This is a genomic window from Bacillus sp. V59.32b (assembly GCF_003429085.1).
GTDB lineage: Bacteria > Bacillota > Bacilli > Bacillales > DSM-1321 > Peribacillus.
Genome location: NZ_QVTC01000007.1, coordinates 60,380 through 76,725 on the forward strand (window position 1 = coordinate 60,380; position 16,346 = coordinate 76,725).

17 protein-coding genes, 1 pseudogene and 1 riboswitch are annotated in these 16,346 nt (G+C 42.1%); of the genes and pseudogenes, 14 read left to right on the forward strand and 4 right to left on the reverse strand.

The window, feature by feature from the left end; all coding sequences use genetic code 11:
* Nucleotides 1–38 precede the first annotated feature (38 nt).
* Nucleotides 39–800, reverse strand: coding sequence for a 3-oxoacyl-ACP reductase (locus D0463_RS01915; RefSeq protein WP_117304471.1), 762 nt, complete (start codon nucleotides 798–800; stop codon nucleotides 39–41).
* Between the two features lie 69 nt (nucleotides 801–869).
* A riboswitch (TPP riboswitch) is annotated at nucleotides 870–976 on the reverse strand.
* 275 nt (nucleotides 977–1,251) lie between these two features.
* Here D0463_RS01915 and D0463_RS01920 point away from each other — a divergent pair.
* The 8 genes from D0463_RS01920 to hepT all read left to right on the forward strand — a co-directional run bounded on the left by D0463_RS01920 (nucleotide 1,252) and on the right by hepT (nucleotide 7,657).
* Nucleotides 1,252–2,091, forward strand: a complete 840-nt coding sequence (locus D0463_RS01920; RefSeq protein ID WP_117304473.1) for an ABC transporter ATP-binding protein — start codon at nucleotides 1,252–1,254, stop codon at nucleotides 2,089–2,091.
* 46 nt (nucleotides 2,092–2,137) lie between these two features.
* Complete coding sequence (locus D0463_RS01925; RefSeq protein WP_117304475.1) at nucleotides 2,138–3,070, forward strand: iron-hydroxamate ABC transporter substrate-binding protein; 933 nt, start codon at nucleotides 2,138–2,140, stop codon at nucleotides 3,068–3,070.
* Between the two features lie 18 nt (nucleotides 3,071–3,088).
* Entirely contained in the window at nucleotides 3,089–4,132 is a 1,044-nt protein-coding gene (locus D0463_RS01930; RefSeq protein WP_117304477.1) for a FecCD family ABC transporter permease, read from the forward strand.
* Complete coding sequence (locus tag D0463_RS01935; RefSeq protein WP_117304479.1) at nucleotides 4,129–5,142, forward strand: FecCD family ABC transporter permease; 1,014 nt, start codon at nucleotides 4,129–4,131, stop codon at nucleotides 5,140–5,142. Before D0463_RS01930 ends, D0463_RS01935 begins: the two co-directional genes overlap by 4 nt.
* Before the next feature lie 12 nt (nucleotides 5,143–5,154).
* Nucleotides 5,155–6,168 carry an NAD(P)/FAD-dependent oxidoreductase gene (locus tag D0463_RS01940; RefSeq protein WP_117304481.1) on the forward strand — a complete coding sequence of 338 codons (1,014 nt, stop codon included), beginning with the start codon at nucleotides 5,155–5,157 and terminating at the stop codon, nucleotides 6,166–6,168.
* A 145-nt stretch (nucleotides 6,169–6,313) separates the two neighbouring features.
* Nucleotides 6,314–6,598, forward strand: coding sequence for a hypothetical protein (locus tag D0463_RS01945; protein WP_117304483.1), 285 nt, complete (start codon nucleotides 6,314–6,316; stop codon nucleotides 6,596–6,598).
* A gap of 377 nt (nucleotides 6,599–6,975) precedes the next feature.
* Nucleotides 6,976–7,263 (forward strand): type VII toxin-antitoxin system MntA family adenylyltransferase antitoxin, encoded by a 288-nt coding sequence (mntA, locus tag D0463_RS01950; RefSeq protein WP_367946558.1) that lies wholly within the window; start codon nucleotides 6,976–6,978, stop codon nucleotides 7,261–7,263.
* Nucleotides 7,253–7,657, forward strand: a complete 405-nt coding sequence (gene hepT / locus D0463_RS01955) for a type VII toxin-antitoxin system HepT family RNase toxin (protein WP_117304485.1) — start codon at nucleotides 7,253–7,255, stop codon at nucleotides 7,655–7,657. The genes mntA and hepT overlap by 11 nt, the downstream gene beginning before the upstream one ends.
* Nucleotides 7,658–7,845: 188 nt before the next feature.
* Here the strand turns inward: hepT and D0463_RS01960 are convergent, their stop codons facing one another.
* A complete protein-coding gene (locus tag D0463_RS01960; protein ID WP_117304487.1) occupies nucleotides 7,846–8,478 on the reverse strand; it encodes a spore coat protein in 633 nt (210 codons plus the stop codon).
* 564 nt (nucleotides 8,479–9,042) lie between these two features.
* On the opposite strand from D0463_RS01960, the gene D0463_RS01965 reads away from it, so the two are divergent.
* The 4 genes from D0463_RS01965 (at nucleotide 9,043) to D0463_RS01975 (ending at nucleotide 12,236) form a co-directional block, all read left to right on the forward strand.
* Entirely contained in the window at nucleotides 9,043–10,242 is a 1,200-nt protein-coding gene (locus D0463_RS01965) for an MFS transporter (protein WP_301950621.1), read from the forward strand.
* Between the two features lie 123 nt (nucleotides 10,243–10,365).
* Nucleotides 10,366–11,094 carry a DsbA family oxidoreductase gene (locus D0463_RS01970; protein ID WP_117304491.1) on the forward strand — a complete coding sequence of 243 codons (729 nt, stop codon included), beginning with the start codon at nucleotides 10,366–10,368 and terminating at the stop codon, nucleotides 11,092–11,094.
* Between the two features lie 312 nt (nucleotides 11,095–11,406).
* On the forward strand, nucleotides 11,407–11,535 hold the full coding sequence (locus D0463_RS20035; protein WP_290369202.1) for a hypothetical protein: 129 nt from the start codon (nucleotides 11,407–11,409) through the stop codon (nucleotides 11,533–11,535).
* A gap of 269 nt (nucleotides 11,536–11,804) precedes the next feature.
* On the forward strand, nucleotides 11,805–12,236 hold the full coding sequence (locus D0463_RS01975) for a YflT domain-containing protein (protein ID WP_117304493.1): 432 nt from the start codon (nucleotides 11,805–11,807) through the stop codon (nucleotides 12,234–12,236).
* Between the two features lie 370 nt (nucleotides 12,237–12,606).
* On the opposite strand, the pseudogene D0463_RS01980 reads toward D0463_RS01975, so the two are convergent.
* Together D0463_RS01980 and D0463_RS01985 are read right to left on the reverse strand one after the other, a co-directional pair.
* Nucleotides 12,607–12,855 (reverse strand): annotated as a pseudogene (locus D0463_RS01980) (GNAT family N-acetyltransferase); the annotation flags it as partial.
* A gap of 409 nt (nucleotides 12,856–13,264) precedes the next feature.
* Nucleotides 13,265–13,828: a DUF4256 domain-containing protein gene (locus D0463_RS01985; protein ID WP_117304497.1), complete on the reverse strand. Its 564-nt coding sequence runs from the start codon at nucleotides 13,826–13,828 to the stop codon at nucleotides 13,265–13,267.
* A 458-nt stretch (nucleotides 13,829–14,286) separates the two neighbouring features.
* On the opposite strand from D0463_RS01985, the gene D0463_RS01990 reads away from it, so the two are divergent.
* Nucleotides 14,287–14,589 (forward strand): hypothetical protein, encoded by a 303-nt coding sequence (locus tag D0463_RS01990; protein WP_117304499.1) that lies wholly within the window; start codon nucleotides 14,287–14,289, stop codon nucleotides 14,587–14,589.
* Nucleotides 14,582–16,276, forward strand: coding sequence for a hypothetical protein (locus tag D0463_RS01995; RefSeq protein WP_117304501.1), 1,695 nt, complete (start codon nucleotides 14,582–14,584; stop codon nucleotides 16,274–16,276). The genes D0463_RS01990 and D0463_RS01995 overlap by 8 nt, the downstream gene beginning before the upstream one ends.
* Nucleotides 16,277–16,346: the final 70 nt, after the last annotated feature.

A 16,346-nucleotide genomic window follows, 5' to 3' on the forward strand; every position in this document is an offset into this window, starting at 1 on the left:
CCAAATACGAATAAACCAAACTATTGCTTTGTTCCAATTCAATCCATCACAAGACCGCCGTCTACGACAAGGTTCTGGCCGGTCACAGCTCTGCTCCAGGGGGAAGCAAAGAAACAGATGGCATCAGCCATTTCGGCAGGCTCTGTCACCTTCCTGAGCGGGGTGGAGGATTCAATAAGAGCAAAGACTTCCTCAGAGGTCGCGGCGCTTGCATCGGTTTGCTTTAACAGCCCGCCGGAGACCATATTGACCGTAATGCCATATTGGCCTAATTCATTGGCCATATTTCTTGTGAAACCTAATAAAGCGGCCTTGCTCGTTGTGTAATCATGATAAGCAACGACCGGATTTTGAAATAAATTGGTGCCGATATTGATGATCCGCCCAAATCTGTTTTCTTTCATATCCGGTAATCCAGCCTGAATGGTGTTTAAAGCTCCTTTCACCGCACTTGCCAACTGCGATTGAAAGTCTTCCCATAACACCGTTGAAGCATCTTTTTTATTGACCGGATCGAAACGGAAGTTAACAAGCGCATTATTGATAATGGTAGTCACAGGTTGGCCAAAATGCTGTTTGGCCTGATTAAACATCTTCTGTACCTGTTCCTTGTCCCGGACATCCGCCTTGATCGCAATCGCATTGTCTCCTAATTGTTCCCTGAGGGCATCTGCCTTTTCCTCACTGGAATAATAATTGATCACGATCTTTGATCCTTCCCTCGCACATGCCTGAACTATCGCGCTTCCAAGCCCGCGGCTTCCGCCTGTAACAAGCACTACCTGGTCATTCATTTTCATATGTATCATCCTCCCGAAATGTAAAAAAGCCAGATCCAAAGAGGGACCTGGCTGGTTAGCATGGCAAATGTTCTATGCCGACTACTTTCCTACGCTGGCATAATCCAGATCAGGTCCAAAGGGTTGAAAATCACTTTTCTCTCAGCCTTACGAATAAGACACCCCTAGTAGTAAAAATTGATATACAGTTATTTTTTTAATCTTAGCTCTTTGAAATCGATATGTAAACATAATTAGAAACATTCAGTATGTAAAAAACAAAACTTTGTTGAAAATTATAAAATTCTATTGACATAACTGAATCGTTTTCATAAAATTTTAAGTGAAAGTGATAATCATTATCATTTATAACGTAATGGTTGATAAGTCAGCAGAGGGAGAAAAGCAAAGGGTAGTGATGGTCAGGTAGCGAAGTATGATGGAATCCTGCTTAGATAAAGGAGGTACATAGATGTCCCGGCTTTTTACCGAAAATTTAAGAATATCGTATGGAGATTACGATATTGTCAAAAATTTAAACATGGATATACCTGATGAAAAAATCACGGCCATTATCGGACCGAATGGTTGCGGCAAATCCACAGTTCTGAAGACATTGTCCCGCATATTAACGGCAAAATCGGGATCGGTGTACCTGGATGGAAAACAAATCACGAAAGAATCGACGAAAAAAATTGCTCAAAAAATGGCGATTCTGCCGCAATCCCCGGATGCTCCCGAAGGACTGACAGTAGCTGAATTGGTCTCTTACGGAAGGTATCCGTATCAAAAAGGGATGGGAACCTTGAAGGATAAGGACCGGGAAGTGATAGAATGGGCACTTCAGGTGACAGGCATTTCAGACTTCAAGCACAGAGCGGTCGATGCCCTTTCAGGAGGACAACGTCAAAGAGTCTGGATTGCCATGGCGCTGGCGCAGGAAACGGATATCATTCTTCTCGATGAGCCGACAACCTATCTGGATCTGTCGCATCAGCTGGAGGTTTTGCAGCTTCTGAAATACCTGAACGATATCGAAAAACGAACGATCGTAATGGTGATTCACGATCTAAACCATGCGGCCCGATTCGCTGATCATATGGTGACGATGAAGGATGGCGAGATTATCAAAGAAGGAAATGCAGCGGAAGTCATGACTTCCGAGGTGCTCAGAAATGTGTTTAACATCGATGCCGAGATTGGCATGGATCCCAGAACAGGAAAGCCAATCTGCCTGACGTATGATTTACTAACTGGGGAACAGCAGGCAGCCAAAATGGATGAGAAAAAAGAGGAAGTTTATTTTTTTTAAAACTAATTGAGAATAATTATTATTATCAAAACAGGAGATGGGAAGAATGAGAAAAAATTTATTTCTAACGATCATTACAGTACTTATCGCAGGACTATTGGCAGCATGCGGGAGTGATAAAGAAGCAAATACAGCGGCAAAAGAAGATTCTGCTCCAAAAACACGAATCTACCAGTCAGAAAATGGTGATGTAAAAGTACCAGACAAGCCGAAAAGAATCGCGATGCTTGCAGCGACATATGCCGGTAACCTGCTGGCGCTCGGAAATACTCCGATAGCGGTTAACGAGTATCCAAAGAACAATAAATTTTATGAAGGCAAACTTGATAAGGCGGAAGTAATAACGGCTGATTCTTTAGAAAAGCTGCTCGCTCTGGAGCCGGACTTGATTATTACATATTCAGATGATAAAAACCTGAAAAAGTATGCTGAAATTGCCCCGACCGTCTCACTCACCTATGACAAATACAATTACCTGGAACAGCATATTGAAATCGGAAAGATCATCGGCAAAGAAAATGAAGCAAGAGCGTGGGTGGAAGAGTGGAAAGAGAAAGCGAAAGCCGAAAAAGAAAAGGTCCAACAAGCAATTGGCAAAGATGCAACTGCGATGGTTTTTGAAACCTTCGGAAAAGACATGTACGTATACGGCAAGAACTGGGGAAGAGGGACCGAGGTCATTTACCAGGACCTGGGACTAAAAGCGCCCGAAAAAGTGGAAAAGGAAGTGTTTGGCCCCGGTTATAAAGCCATTTCGGCTGAAGTGATCCCTGAGTATGCCGGCGATTATATCTTTGTAGGTGACGGCGGGGCCCAAGCGGACAATTCATTCATGAAAACAGATGTATGGAAAGGAATTCCTGCCGTACAAAAGAACAACGTCATCACGTTTGATTCAGAATCCTTCTATTTCAATGACCCAATCTCATTGGAAAAAGAAATGGAGTTTATCGTCAATGCACTGACCAAAGGCAAATAGTAAAGAAGGCCATATTCTATGAGAATTACAAAAACAAAATCTCTTCAAAATAATGATGTTTATTCCAGGCCGGCAATCGGAACCACGATATTGTCATTTGGAATCATCCTTTTGCTCGGTAGTATTGTTCTATCCATCTCTGTGGGAGCAGCAAATATTGATTTTGGCACTGTGTGGAGAGCTATTTTTGCCTATGATTCTACTAGGGAGACCGATCAGATCATCGTCAGCATCCGGTTCCCAAGAGAGATGGGGGCAGCGATGGTCGGGGCCGCGTTTGCAGTTAGCGGTGCGATTATGCAGGGGATGACAAGAAATCCGCTTGCGGATCCCGGTCTGCTCGGCTTAAATTCAGGAGCAAGCCTGGCGCTGGCTGTGGTTTTTGCTTTTGGCACCGGCGCTTCTTTTCTATCGGTTATGTTGATTTCCTTCATTGGTGCCGGCCTTGGCGCTGTGATGGTATTCGGCCTCGGATCACTGAGCAGAGGAGGCATGACGCCGCTCCGAATCACCTTGGCGGGTGCTGCAGTCTCGAGCTTATTATTGGCTTTGAGTGAAGGAATCGCTCTCTTTTTCAACCTTTCTCAGGATCTTACATTTTGGGCGAATGGCGGTGTTTCAGGGACTAGCTGGCTGCAGTTGAAAATCGTTGTTCCAGTAGTTGCGGCCGGTATCCTCGCAGCAGTCATGTTGTCGAAAGGACTGACGATTCTCAGCTTCGGAGAGGAAGTGGCTAAAGGGCTCGGACAAAGGACACTACTAACAAAAGCGGTGTTAATGACCGTGGTATTGATTCTGGCAGGAGCGGCTGTTTCCCTAGTCGGACCGATCGCTTTTGTCGGATTGATGGTGCCTCATATCGTCCGTTATCTGGTCGGCACGGATTATCGCTGGATCATCCCGTGTTCAGCAGTATTTGGGAGCATATTAATGGTTCTCGCGGACACGGCCGCAAGAATGGTAAATGCACCTTTTGAAACTCCAGTGGGTGCCATAGTATCACTGGTGGGCTTTCCGTTCTTCCTTTATCTGGCACGAAAGCGAGGGAGAAAACTGGCATGATCGATTCGCGAAAGCAAAAAAAAGTTCGGCTCACTTTACTGTCAGCTTTAGCGCTGCTACTGGCGGTTTTTGTAATAAGCGTAGCAACCGGTTATATTTCCTTAGCGCCTGCCCAATTGGTGCGAACGATCATGGGGCAAGGAACCGACAAGGAAAATTTAATCTTATTCGGCTTCCGTTTACCAAGAATCCTGATTACGATTCTTGCAGGCATGGGACTTGCCGTTTCGGGAGCCATTCTGCAAAGCATTACCAGGAACCCGCTTTCCGATCCCGGCATTTTGGGGATTAATGGGGGCGCCGGCTTGATGGTCGTCTTTTACGTGATGTTTTTTTCATCAGAATCAACCATGTACTTATACATACTGCCCTTGTTCGCTTTGCTGGGCGGGTTGTTGGCAGCAGGATTCATATATCTTATGTCATACGAAAAGGGCGAAGGAATTGACCCGGCAAGGCTTGTTTTAATAGGGGTGGGACTTGCAGCCGCTCTTTATGGCGCGATTATGACCTTCTCGGCGCGGATGGAACGGGAGCAGTATGATTTTTTTGCCAACTGGATGGCCGGCAGGATATGGGGAGACGATTGGGTATTCGTGCTCGCTCTGCTGCCATGGATTCTGATCCTCCTGCCGCTTGTTTTTATGAAAGCGAATGTCCTCAATACCTTACATTTGCATGAGCATGTCAGTGTCGGATTGGGTGTGAATGTAGAAAGGGAGCGGTTGGTGCTTATGGCTATCGCCGTTGCCCTGGCATCCGTTTCCGTATCCGTGAGCGGCGGGATCACGTTTGTCGGCCTGATGGCTCCGCATATCGCAAGAAGCCTTGTCGGACCTCGCCACCAAAGCTTTCTTCCTGTGGCCGCATTGATTGGAGCATTATTGCTCCTTGGTGCGGATACAATCGGCAGAGTCGTCCTCGACCCGAGCGGGATTCCTGCCGGTGTGGTCGTCACAATCATTGGCGCGCCCTATTTCATGTATTTAATGGCTAAGAATAATAGATAAGGGGAGATATCCATGGACCAAGAAGGCCTATACGATGTGACGGTCATTGGCGGAGGGCCGATCGGACTGTTCACGACATTTTACAGCGGAATGAGGAATTTGAAAACAAAGCTGATTGAAGCAGGTTCATACCTGGGCGGAAAAATAACGATGTTCTACCCGGAAAAAATCCTGCGTGATATTGGCGGGATTCCAGGGATTGCAGGCAGTGCTTTTGTAGGACAACTCATCCAACAAGCAACTACCTTTGAACCGACCATCGTATTCGGCCAAAGAATATCAGACCTCAAACGCATGGAAGACGGAACGTTTCTGCTTACCTCCGAAACAGGTGAAATCCATCATACGAGGACGATCATTATCACGATTGGCGCTGGAATCTTCAAACCTATCAAGCTCGAAGTCAGCGGAGCGGAACAATACGAAGCCGGCCAGCTTCATTACTCGATAGATGAGATATGCTCATTTAATGATAAGCGTGTACTTATTTCAGGAGGCGGCAATTCTGCAGTCGACTGGGCCCATGAATTACTTCCGGTTGCAAAGAGAGTGACCGTCGTGCACCGCCGGGATGATTTCGGCGGTCATGAACGCCATGTTTCAGAGATGAAGACGCATGCTGACATACTGACTCCATTTACCATTAAGGATCTGATTGGCAAAGACGGACAGATTGAAGCTGTAGTACTTGAGCATGTCGAAACAGGAGAAATAAAGACAATAAAAGCTGACGAAGTGGTAGTCAATCACGGAATCAGGGGTGATTACGGCGGCATTGCAAACTGGGGACTCACGATGAACGAGGAACGGATTGTGGTAAACGGAGCGATGGAAACGAACATCCCGGGCATTTTCGCAGCCGGAGATGCCGTCACATATCCAAACAAATTAAAGTTGATTGCCGGCGGCCTTGCCGAAGGACCGATTGCTTTGAACAGTGCCAAGAAATACATGGATCCCGCTGCCGAATCGATGGCGATGTACTCTACCCATCATGAGAGGTTGTTAGAGACACAAAATGATTAATATTGAACATTGAATTATGAAATGTTTACTGAAAGTGAAATCCTTGGATGGAAGCCAAGGATTTTTTGATAATTGATCTATTTGATTGTGAAGTGAGGTATAATTTGGTAATAAGAATTTTTCCCGTTATAGAAGGGGGACGGATATGTTAGTATTCATTCTAATCATAATTGCCATATTAATCATTCGATTTAGTTTTAGCTTGACTTCGGGTAAAAAGAAACTGAGGATCATAGTTGGCAGTATACTAACGATTGTTTCAATTTTTAGTTATCCGTTACTTGTGCCTGTTTTCGGGGAATGGAATGGATTTGATGGTGTAGCAAGTTTAATGGTTTTTAATTTCATTTTACTGCTAGGCGGCATTATTACTTTAATTGCAAGTTTATTTATGCCAAGGGAATCAATGAACAATAATGAACAACTTTAAGTTAACTCCTTAAATCTGAAGGATTTCAATTATGGAAATCTATGTTAGAACAAATTCCTACATGAAAATTATGGGGCTAGGGAATTGTCCTTCCCAGCCTGCTTATGCTAGAGGAATGGTTAGGACTGACTCCCTTTCAAATGGGCAGCCTTGGGTTAGGACTCTTTTTTCTTTGCGTGATGTACTAGTTTTTGCCAAAGTTGAACATGGGAATGGACGTTTGGTATAATACACTAATAACTTTTGGGAGCGTGTCTTATGAAAGAGGATATGTTTCAACAAATTCAAGATTTCCTAGTAAACAAACTAAATCCCGCTTTTATTATTGTATTCGGTTCATATGCTAAAAACTCTACACATAAGACAGTGACATTGATGTGGCATTCTTTAGTGAGGAACGTTCACTTACTACATACGAAATTTTTCAACTTGCACAAGAACTAGCAGATATATTGAAAGTTGAGGTTGATTTGATAGATCTTCGTACGGCATCTACGGTATTCCAGGCCCAAATTTACACAACTGGTACAATTATTTATTCAGCAAACGACTTGCTCCTAAAAAACCTGCAAATGACTGCACTTAGCATGTACGCTAAATTAAATGAAGAACGGGAGACTATCCTAAAAAAAATAAATGAAAGCGGGTCTATCTATGAAAAATGATGTGATTTTAAATAAAATCAGCATTATTGAACGATTCATTAGCCGGATTCAAGAGGTTTATGCAAACGATCCTGGAAATCTAAGAGACTTTACTAAACAGGACTCAATTATTCTCAATATTCAACGTGCTTGTGAAGCATCTATCGATTTGGCCATGCACATAGTAGCTGATCAGAGACTTGGATTGCCTCAAACCAGCAGAGATGCATTTGATATGCTGCACAATCATTTAATCATTGATGAAAATACAGCGAAGCGCTTAAAATCAATGGTTGGCTTTAGAAACATAGCCCTGCATAATTACCAAGCTGTTAATTTAGACATTTTACAACAAATTGTTGAAAAGCATCTTGGAGATTTCACTGACTATACAAAACAGATTCTTACATTCTGAAATTGCTTAATAGGGTCATGTAAAGTTTTAAAGAAATCAATGGGTTGGAAAAAATCGTTATAAAGTTTCTCGCGAGACAACATGAGTAAACGGTTGACGGTCAATTCAGAGGTCCCTTAGGGGTTTGTTGGTAAAGTGCCCTTCTAGAGCGAAATTAAAACCGCCCGTTTTATGGGCGGATACTTACTTCATTGAAATAATTGGTCGCTTTCACCGGCTATTGGATTTTGCCCTTTATATTTATTTAGTGCCTGGTGAATCATTTCCTGGTTTTCAGGCACAACCTGGTAGGCGGTTCCAATTTTGCTAATCATCGTCTGGTCGGCTGGTTCCAGTGGATAATAACCTTTCTGCACCATATACTGCCACATATCGTAAGCATGGCTGCAGCTCATCATAAAGGCAGTTTGTAAAAAAGAGCGCAATTCCGGGTTTGCAGCCTCCATCGCTGAGTAAGCATATTCGCGGCCTGCCCGTTTTAACGTTAACAAATAGGCTGTGGCCATTTCACGGTCGTTCATGTCGCTAACCATTGTGCGCGGCTGTACAGGCGGATATGTGTCAAGGGGCGATTGAGTATAATCAGAGAGGGTTCCTTTTTCTCGAAATAGAGGAAGCTCCATTTTCGCTCCGTCGGTCTCATTCAGAAATTCCACCTTCATGTTATAATCCCGAACATGAAACGGAAAATGCCTTTCAAGTATGCTCTTAAATTCGGGATCCAGGACATGCTGCAGCATATACGCCATATTCGTAATCGAGTTTACACAACTCATCGTCAATTCATGCAAATCCTGTAGTTCATGTGCTGCTAATTTCATCTTTTTTTCCTCCTAAGTTATCTTTTTATTATAAGCGGTCGAAGGTCCCTCTATTCCTGTTCATTTTTTTGAGCATTTGTTATGAGAACTTCTTCCTTCAACGCTTATAATTTTCCACGAAATCAGCAGAATATAAGTAGAAATTATACGCCTTAACGACCGATTGCGTTTGATATTACCGAACGTATTTTCTACCGCTATTTTCAGTTGAGTGTACATTTGTGCCACTTCGTCAAACTAAAGGCTGGTTTTAGTTTTTGATTTTCATTTCTTCTTACAGTGGATTGTAATGGACTTGCCGGTTTCCTTGTGCTTTCGTGCGAATTAGGAAGGAGCTATCATACCATTCAATGGGTTCTTCAATTGTTTGGAAGTTATGAAGATCTTTATTTAATTAACAATACTTTCATATAGCCTTTTGTGTATAGAAGCTGAATAAAGTCTGAAAAAAGCAGGATTTTCCTTTTACGGATTGTCATTTATGACATCTTAGAACAAATTCCTACATGACGATTATGCTACAGTCAACATGAGTGATAGACATTAATGATACAGGTAGATGAAATGGAGAAGAAGACCATGGATCGGAAAGCTTTTATCATATTGTCATTTATCATGTTTTTAACGATGACGGGTTACGGAATCGTCCTCCCCAGCTTGCCATATGTAGCCGAACGGTTAGGTCTGTCTTCCTTTCAAATGGGCAGCCTGATCACTGGCTGGGCCCTTGCACAATTTATATCAACACCAGTATGGGGCAGATTAATCGACCGCTTTGGCCGAAAACCGATCCTGTTTATCGGGCTGTTCGGTTTCGGCATTGCTTTCATCCTGATTATCTTTGCGCAAACCTACGGCCAATTGTTAGTCGCGCGAATCATCGGTGCCACCCTGTCTGCTGGATCGCTTCCGGCTGCCCTGACCATTGTGGCAGATTCTTCGGATGACGAAAACCGGGGAAACGCAATGGCAAAGATAGGGGCTGTCAACGGTTTGGGGTTTCTATGCGGACCTGCTTTAGGTGGCATCTTTGCTCCTTTGGGGGTGAATGCACCATTTATTGCTGCCGGCTCATTGGCGTTTCTCGCTTTACCGTTTGTCTGGGTATCGATAAAAGAACCCCCAAAGCAGAAATTAAAAATGGCTGAGCCTTCCTTCATAAGATCGCTAATTCTCGTTACAAAAACCGGTTACCGGGAACTCTACATACTTACCCTCGGAATATCACTTGCTGCATCCAGTTTATTCGGAATGCTTGGTTACTTCATGATTGATAGATTCTCGGCAACACCCGGGGAAGTAAGCCTGGCCTTCAGTATATTTGCCGGCGGCTCCGCCTTCGTCCAATTCTTTCTATTAAAATATCTTTATCAAATAAGAACGGAAAACTGGATTGCCAAATTTGGCTTTGTCATCTGTGCGATTGGTTATCTATTAATTGCTGCTTCTATTGATATTTGGATGGTGGTTCTCGGATGCGCTTTAGTAGGAGTGGGATCCGCATGCATACGCCCGACAATCATTTCGCTACTATCCAAACAAGAGAGAATGGGTAGAGGCATTACTATGGGGCTGGACCAGGCCATCGATAGCTTCGGCAGAATACTTGGACCATTAATGGGCGGTGTATTCTATGCTGTCCATATCACGGTTCCTTTCGTTGGATCCTCCCTCATTTGTGCTCTATTGTTCTTTGCGGTTTGGATAAATGGTCGGAATTCATATGGGGTGTGGAGGATGGAGAAAGAAATAAATGGAAAGTGAATCTCAATAAAATAGCGTTTTTATAAAAACAGCTTGGAATCTAATGAGCATTCTTTATCAGGTTTTGTCACATGTTGTGCTACTATGGTAGGGAATAATGAAGGAAAAGGAAGAGGTGCCGTTATGAAAATCGAGGTATGGTCGGATTTTGTCTGTCCGTTTTGTTATATTGGGAAACGTCGGTTAGAAGAAGCCCTTGGCCAATTCGCCCATAAAGACCAAGTGGAAGTTGAATACAAGAGCTTTGAGCTTGACCCGGATGCGCCGAAGAACACGGATAAAAGTATCCACGAAATGCTCGCATCCAAGTACGGGATGAGTGTTGAACAGGCCAAACAATCAAACGAAGGGGTCGGGCAGCAGGCAGCCGCTATGGGACTGACTTACAACTTTGATACGATGAAGTCTACCAATACATTTGATGCTCACCGTCTTGCTAAGTTTGCAAAGTCTCAAAGAAAAGAAGCTGTAATCACGGAAAAACTGCTTTATGCTTATTTTACAGAATCCAAGCATATCGGGGACCATGAAACACTAGCAGAAATCGCAGAATCAGTCGGATTGAACCGTCAAGAAGCAATGAACATTCTAGCTGATGAGACTGCTTACGAGGCTGATGTACGAAATGACCAGGCTGTCGCCAGACAATATGGCATCAGCGGGGTACCGTATTTTGTTATCAACCAAAAATACGCCATCTCTGGCGCCCAGCCGACTGAATCATTCATTGGCGCGCTCGAGCAAATATGGCAGGAAGAATCTGCTGCGCCTAAATTGCAGAATCTTTCCGCAGACGGAGCGGACGATGCAAGCTGTGCGGATGGCAGTTGTGCGGTGCCGAATAAGCAGTAGTACTGTCTTTCAGCTATTGAAATATGGACACATTTAATTAAAAGCCTTCTATTCGTTACATTCATACGAATCAGGGGGCTTTTTTTCGATTAGTTCTTTCGAGATACCATAGTTCAAGATGAAAGGAGCATTATTTTTGACTATGGCTGGCACCTTTCACCCCTCTAATAATTAACTTGAAATTGAAAGCGTTTTCATATATTATAGTAATTAAATCATTACTTTTTAATTTGGGTGTATGTATTATTTATTAGATTCCATGATTAAAAGGTTAATAGCTTGGGTATTATTAATGAAAAGGGAGGGGATACCATGAGGGAAAATAAATTAACCGATTTCGCACAAGAGGATCGATTTGAATTACATTCTTACCTTACATACTTGTTTGAACAACTTGTAGCGAGTGTTCCTAAACAGGAGCAAACGGAGATCAATGAGTGAGGGAAAATAAAATTCCGAAACCAAATTTAAATAAGCAATTAATCTAAACGATCTTGTTTATTCTGAAGAGAATAGCAAGATCGTTTATTTATTTATTTATTTATGTATTTATTGATTAGTCTAGCATGAGATACAAGAACTAAAATACTTATTGTGGATTATATTATTAAACCTTTTACGAATCCTTAAAGAATCCACCAGCAAATCTCCTGATTGAAGTCTCTATAAAAGGGTATTTAAAAGGTAAGACATGAAAGGAGCAAATCATCATGGAAAAACGAGTCATAGGTGTTTATGAAAATGAAGAACAGGCACAGGCGGCGGTTGAAGATTTAAAGGAGAAAGGGTACACCATGGATGAAATTTCTCTTGTCGCAAAAAATATCGAAGAATTGGGACCAGATGCTGAACAAGTGGAACCTAAGGAAATGGATGGATTGATAGCCGGGGCAACAACGGGTGGTGCGATTGGTTTAGCCGGTCTTTTTGTCGGTTTGAGTGCCATTGCAATCCCGGGAATCGGTCCAATTTTAGCAGCAGGCCCGATATTTACCACACTGGGCGGAGCCGCCGCAGGCCTGGCTACTAAATCCGGCAGTTTAACGGAGGCTTTAAAGGAAACGGGGCTCACTGAGGAAGAGGCCCGGCAATATGAAGACGAGGTGAAACAAGGAAAAATTCTCGTGATGGTAACGGAATAGTTCCGTGATATAAGTAACACTTACTAATCCTTAAGATTAGCAGTAAAATAAAGAAATGGCCTATTGTTCCATGCGAGTGAATGATAGGCTATTTTTTGAGTAATCGGTTTTATTCAGTCTAATAAATGAGATTTGAATTTTAGTTGATAAAGAAATTTCAATCCGTGATAAAAGTTAAAAGCAAGTTAGGTGACCATGGAATTAGATATCTTCAAAAAATCTGTACATTGTGGGATATGCAAAAAGATTGTATTTGGCAATTATAAAATGCTGTTTATGGCAGAATGTTTTTTGAAGGAAAAAGGTACCTGTAGACAATTTTTTTAATGTTGATTTATTTAGTTCTCCTAAAATTTCCAATCAATTATTTCTATTTTTTTGAAATTACAGTAAACATCCCTGTCATGTTTGGTGAGAAATCTTTAAATTCATATTTTTCATAGAACGATTCATTACCTTGTGATGCAAACAAACCAACAAACGCCTTATCTGGGGCATTCGTATGCAAGTATTCAACCAAAAGATTCATTATTTCCTTACCAATCCCATTTTTCTGATAATCTAGATGAACCACTATATCTTGTATATAGAAATAAATAGCCCCATCGCCAACAATTCTCCTATTTAAACCTCTTCCTCAGCTAACCTGCCCCGTTTGTACAATAACTTCATTTTGTGGCATTCATTTCTCCTTATGTATTTTATTTTTTTATGTATATCTATACTTTTTCTCTACTTAACACCTAATTACCTTTTTACAGTAACCTGAACCGTTTGTTCAATAAGAAGTTCAACAAAAAGCAATTAATAGAGAGAACAGTATTGAAGAAAGAACTTGATATTGTTTTTCAATTACATAATTTGCATAGTGTTTTAATGAACTGTGTAGCTCAGAACCATCAGAATCTTTATACAACTGACTTCCTCGTTATTATCAATATCATCATAAAAATGACTGGATTACTATCATTTAAACCTTTCCCCAAGTAATCCATTCTCACATTCAAATTTAGCTGTTTATGCAAAATTTAGACCCTTAGCGAGCCACGGAAACCCCTTGCAGCATAGTAGGATTCCGCTCCATTGTGGTACACAAATACAGTGTCGTAGCGATAATCACAAAAGATGGCCCCGCCAAGTTTTTTAATACTAGCGGGTGTTTGCACCCAGCTCGATGTTTTCATATCGAAATTTTCAAGTTTCTGCAGCATCCGATATTGTTCTTCCGTTAAAAGTTCAATTCCCATGGCAGTTGCCATATCAATAGCGTTATTTTCTGGTTTGTGTTTTTTTCTTGACTCCAGAGCTTCACGGTCGTAACAAACACTTCTGCGACCTTTAGGACTTTCCCGTGAACAATCATAAAAAATGTATTCGCCCGTCTTTTTATCATGGCCAACAACATCCGGTTCTCCGCCAGTTGCCTCCATTTCATTGAGCGACCACAGTTTTTCAGTATTAGCTTCGATCTTAGCTTGTACTTTAGCCCATTCGAGACCTTTATGTCGGTGCATGTTTTTCTCAAAACGGGCTTTCAAAGTTCTGAGTAGTTCTTCACGTTGTTCTAGTGACAACTCCTTATTCTTTGTCATATTAGTTTCCCCCTTGGTTTTCCTCATAATTGAATAAGGGCTAAACTGCTCCTTAGTACAATAACTTCTACAAAAAGATGCGTTATCCTTCTTGGATAAACGCACCCTATAGTTTAAATACAATTTTTCACAATCTCGCTTTGCGTGAAAGGCTATGGTTTTGAAGTTTAATAGGTGAATAATAACCATTCCCAATAAATTATAATAAGCAAAAAAAGGATTCCGAACCTTTTCCCGAACTTGTTAGGCTAAATTTTTTTCTTCATGAATCCCGTCCCCAGGGAATACTTAGCTATCCCTGCGACTTTAAAAATAGGAAATTCTACCGATATATACTGGGTAAACTGAGCAGTTGGAGAGGTGTATAACGTTGGAAGACCTGATATTTGACTGGATATTTGATGACATCGTCCTCGAACCGATGGATCTGAACATCGATTTTGACATGGATGGTATTTTTGACAATACGTTGGGTCTGTTGGACCTGGATCACGATTTCATCAGTGACACAAACCCCCCTATTTTCCGATTATGATGGAGACGGATTCAGCGATCCGTTTGATGCGATAAACGACATCGATGGGGATTTTACGAATGATGCGAACGATCCATTTATCGATACAAATGGAAATCATATACATGACGGCAATGACCCATTTCAGGATTGGGATCAGGACGGTTTGTTTGACGGGGGTTATATGGCATACCGAAAAAAACTTGTCACCCAATTTGCATCATTGGGGAGTGTTTCCTATGAGTAGGCCTACCGAAGCTGAGATAGAAGAATTTTTATATATCTTGAATGAACCCGAGCATGACGAACACGGGGCTACCATACAAACGCTAAGCATGATTTCCGGGTTTATGAAGACGGATTTCTCAGAAGAGGAATTTGAACATGCCGTGTACCGTTTCTTAGCTACGTACGAACGGGCATTTCCTTTAACAGATGAAGAAAAAGCAGAATTACTGGCATTGCCGGGAGTCCTGCACAATCAGGAAATAAAGCAAAGACTGAAAGAAATCTTCTATTATGTGTTAAAGACAGACGGGATTTCCGGGAAGGTGTTAAAACAGCATTATCATGAGAGCAATGACATATTCGTGGAAAAAGTAATACAATTCTTTGATACCGAAATGGCCCAGGAATTCTCTCAGTATGAGGGTCCGGCAGAGAACATGGAATTAGGTAAGGCTGTCATGGAATGCCGGAAAGAATTGCTGCAGAACCCTACCTTTATCACAAAATTAAAAACGCAATATATGTTCGATGATTTTCGCACCGACTTTTATAGGTTCGTCAGCAGAACGAGGCTGCGTCATCCTGAAATGGATTTGAAATCCGCAATCACACATGTCGTTAATGATTGGAAAGCACATGACGAGAATTTCCGGCAACAAATGAAGACGGAAGATGGCCGGATGGAGGTACAAACCATCCTGAAACAAATGTCCCACCCTGTCATCCAAAAACAATGGGGGCGTTACCTTCGAAAAGAAGAACAACAGGGTTTTGCGGCATATGAAGAAATGCTTGCCTATCTAAAGGAACTTTTGATGAAGAGAATCCAGGTGCATTTGGATTTCTCCAGGCATCTTTCCCAAAAGCGGTACAATCTCAGCGAAAAACCACAAAGGAAAGAATTCCTGAATGAGTACTTCTGTATAGGGCCTGGAGCGGTACCAGTGATCTATGGTATCATTCACGAATCCATCTTGATGGAAGTGAAACGCCACTTTCTAGATTTGCTGATTGCGTTTCCTATCGTGATAAATGAAAAAGAAATGGATCATATCATCTCCAAACTGGATAAGGTGATAAAGGAGTATTCCGATTACTTGGAACCGCAATTGAGCAAGGAGTATCAGCCGTTCGCCGATCGCTTTGAAAAACTGTTCAACTATGTAGGGGATATGGCGAACAACATACAGAAGAGCAGAAACCGGGATGGAATACGGTCATTGTTTGCTTTCTCACCCATATCAGTGGTCAGAACTATATTCAAGGTCTATAACGAAGAAAAGACATTTGATCAAAATCTAAATTTGGCGGATGAGAAAGTCTGGGAACTATATACCAAATACAAGCGTTCCCTCCCAGGCTTAGAGAAGAAATTGCTTCAATTCTATGCAGACTTTTACGAAGAGATAAGAGGGAAAATCTTTATGCCGTTCGTCCAACACATGTTCCATCGTGAGCATCCAGTCGGCCAGCTTTTCGGAATAGAGGAGTTTGAAAAGGCCCTTTTCACCTGTGTCGAAGAGATGCGTGCGGAAAATCAATTCGTACAACCCGTGGATTTGGATGCTTTTTACCGCAGCCTGGACGCGAAATTTTCCCAAATTCCCGACTTGCAGCCATTAGGGAAATTGAAACTGGGGACACATTATCTGGATACCAGGTACCTGCAGAAAAAAGAACTGAAGCTGTCAACATGCTCAGGGTGAACTCTGGAAGGTTAATGATCTTTAAAAAATGAGATGTCCCAAAGAGACATGTCATTTTTTGTTCACAACT

Coding starts and splice junctions, on each gene's coding strand:
- D0463_RS01915 (WP_117304471.1), bottom strand. CDS start 800: ATGAAAATGAATGACCAGGTAGTGCTTGTTACAGGCGGAAGCCGCGGG.
- D0463_RS01920 (WP_117304473.1), top strand. CDS start 1,252: ATGTCCCGGCTTTTTACCGAAAATTTAAGAATATCGTATGGAGATTAC.
- D0463_RS01925 (WP_117304475.1), top strand. CDS start 2,138: ATGAGAAAAAATTTATTTCTAACGATCATTACAGTACTTATCGCAGGA.
- D0463_RS01930 (WP_117304477.1), top strand. CDS start 3,089: ATGAGAATTACAAAAACAAAATCTCTTCAAAATAATGATGTTTATTCC.
- D0463_RS01935 (WP_117304479.1), top strand. CDS start 4,129: ATGATCGATTCGCGAAAGCAAAAAAAAGTTCGGCTCACTTTACTGTCA.
- D0463_RS01940 (WP_117304481.1), top strand. CDS start 5,155: ATGGACCAAGAAGGCCTATACGATGTGACGGTCATTGGCGGAGGGCCG.
- D0463_RS01945 (WP_117304483.1), top strand. CDS start 6,314: ATGTTAGTATTCATTCTAATCATAATTGCCATATTAATCATTCGATTT.
- hepT (WP_117304485.1), top strand. CDS start 7,253: ATGAAAAATGATGTGATTTTAAATAAAATCAGCATTATTGAACGATTC.
- D0463_RS01960 (WP_117304487.1), bottom strand. CDS start 8,478: ATGAAATTAGCAGCACATGAACTACAGGATTTGCATGAATTGACGATG.
- D0463_RS01965 (WP_301950621.1), top strand. CDS start 9,043: ATGGAGAAGAAGACCATGGATCGGAAAGCTTTTATCATATTGTCATTT.
- D0463_RS01970 (WP_117304491.1), top strand. CDS start 10,366: ATGAAAATCGAGGTATGGTCGGATTTTGTCTGTCCGTTTTGTTATATT.
- D0463_RS20035 (WP_290369202.1), top strand. CDS start 11,407: ATGAGGGAAAATAAATTAACCGATTTCGCACAAGAGGATCGATTTGAA.
- D0463_RS01975 (WP_117304493.1), top strand. CDS start 11,805: ATGGAAAAACGAGTCATAGGTGTTTATGAAAATGAAGAACAGGCACAG.
- D0463_RS01985 (WP_117304497.1), bottom strand. CDS start 13,828: ATGACAAAGAATAAGGAGTTGTCACTAGAACAACGTGAAGAACTACTC.
- D0463_RS01995 (WP_117304501.1), top strand. CDS start 14,582: ATGAGTAGGCCTACCGAAGCTGAGATAGAAGAATTTTTATATATCTTG.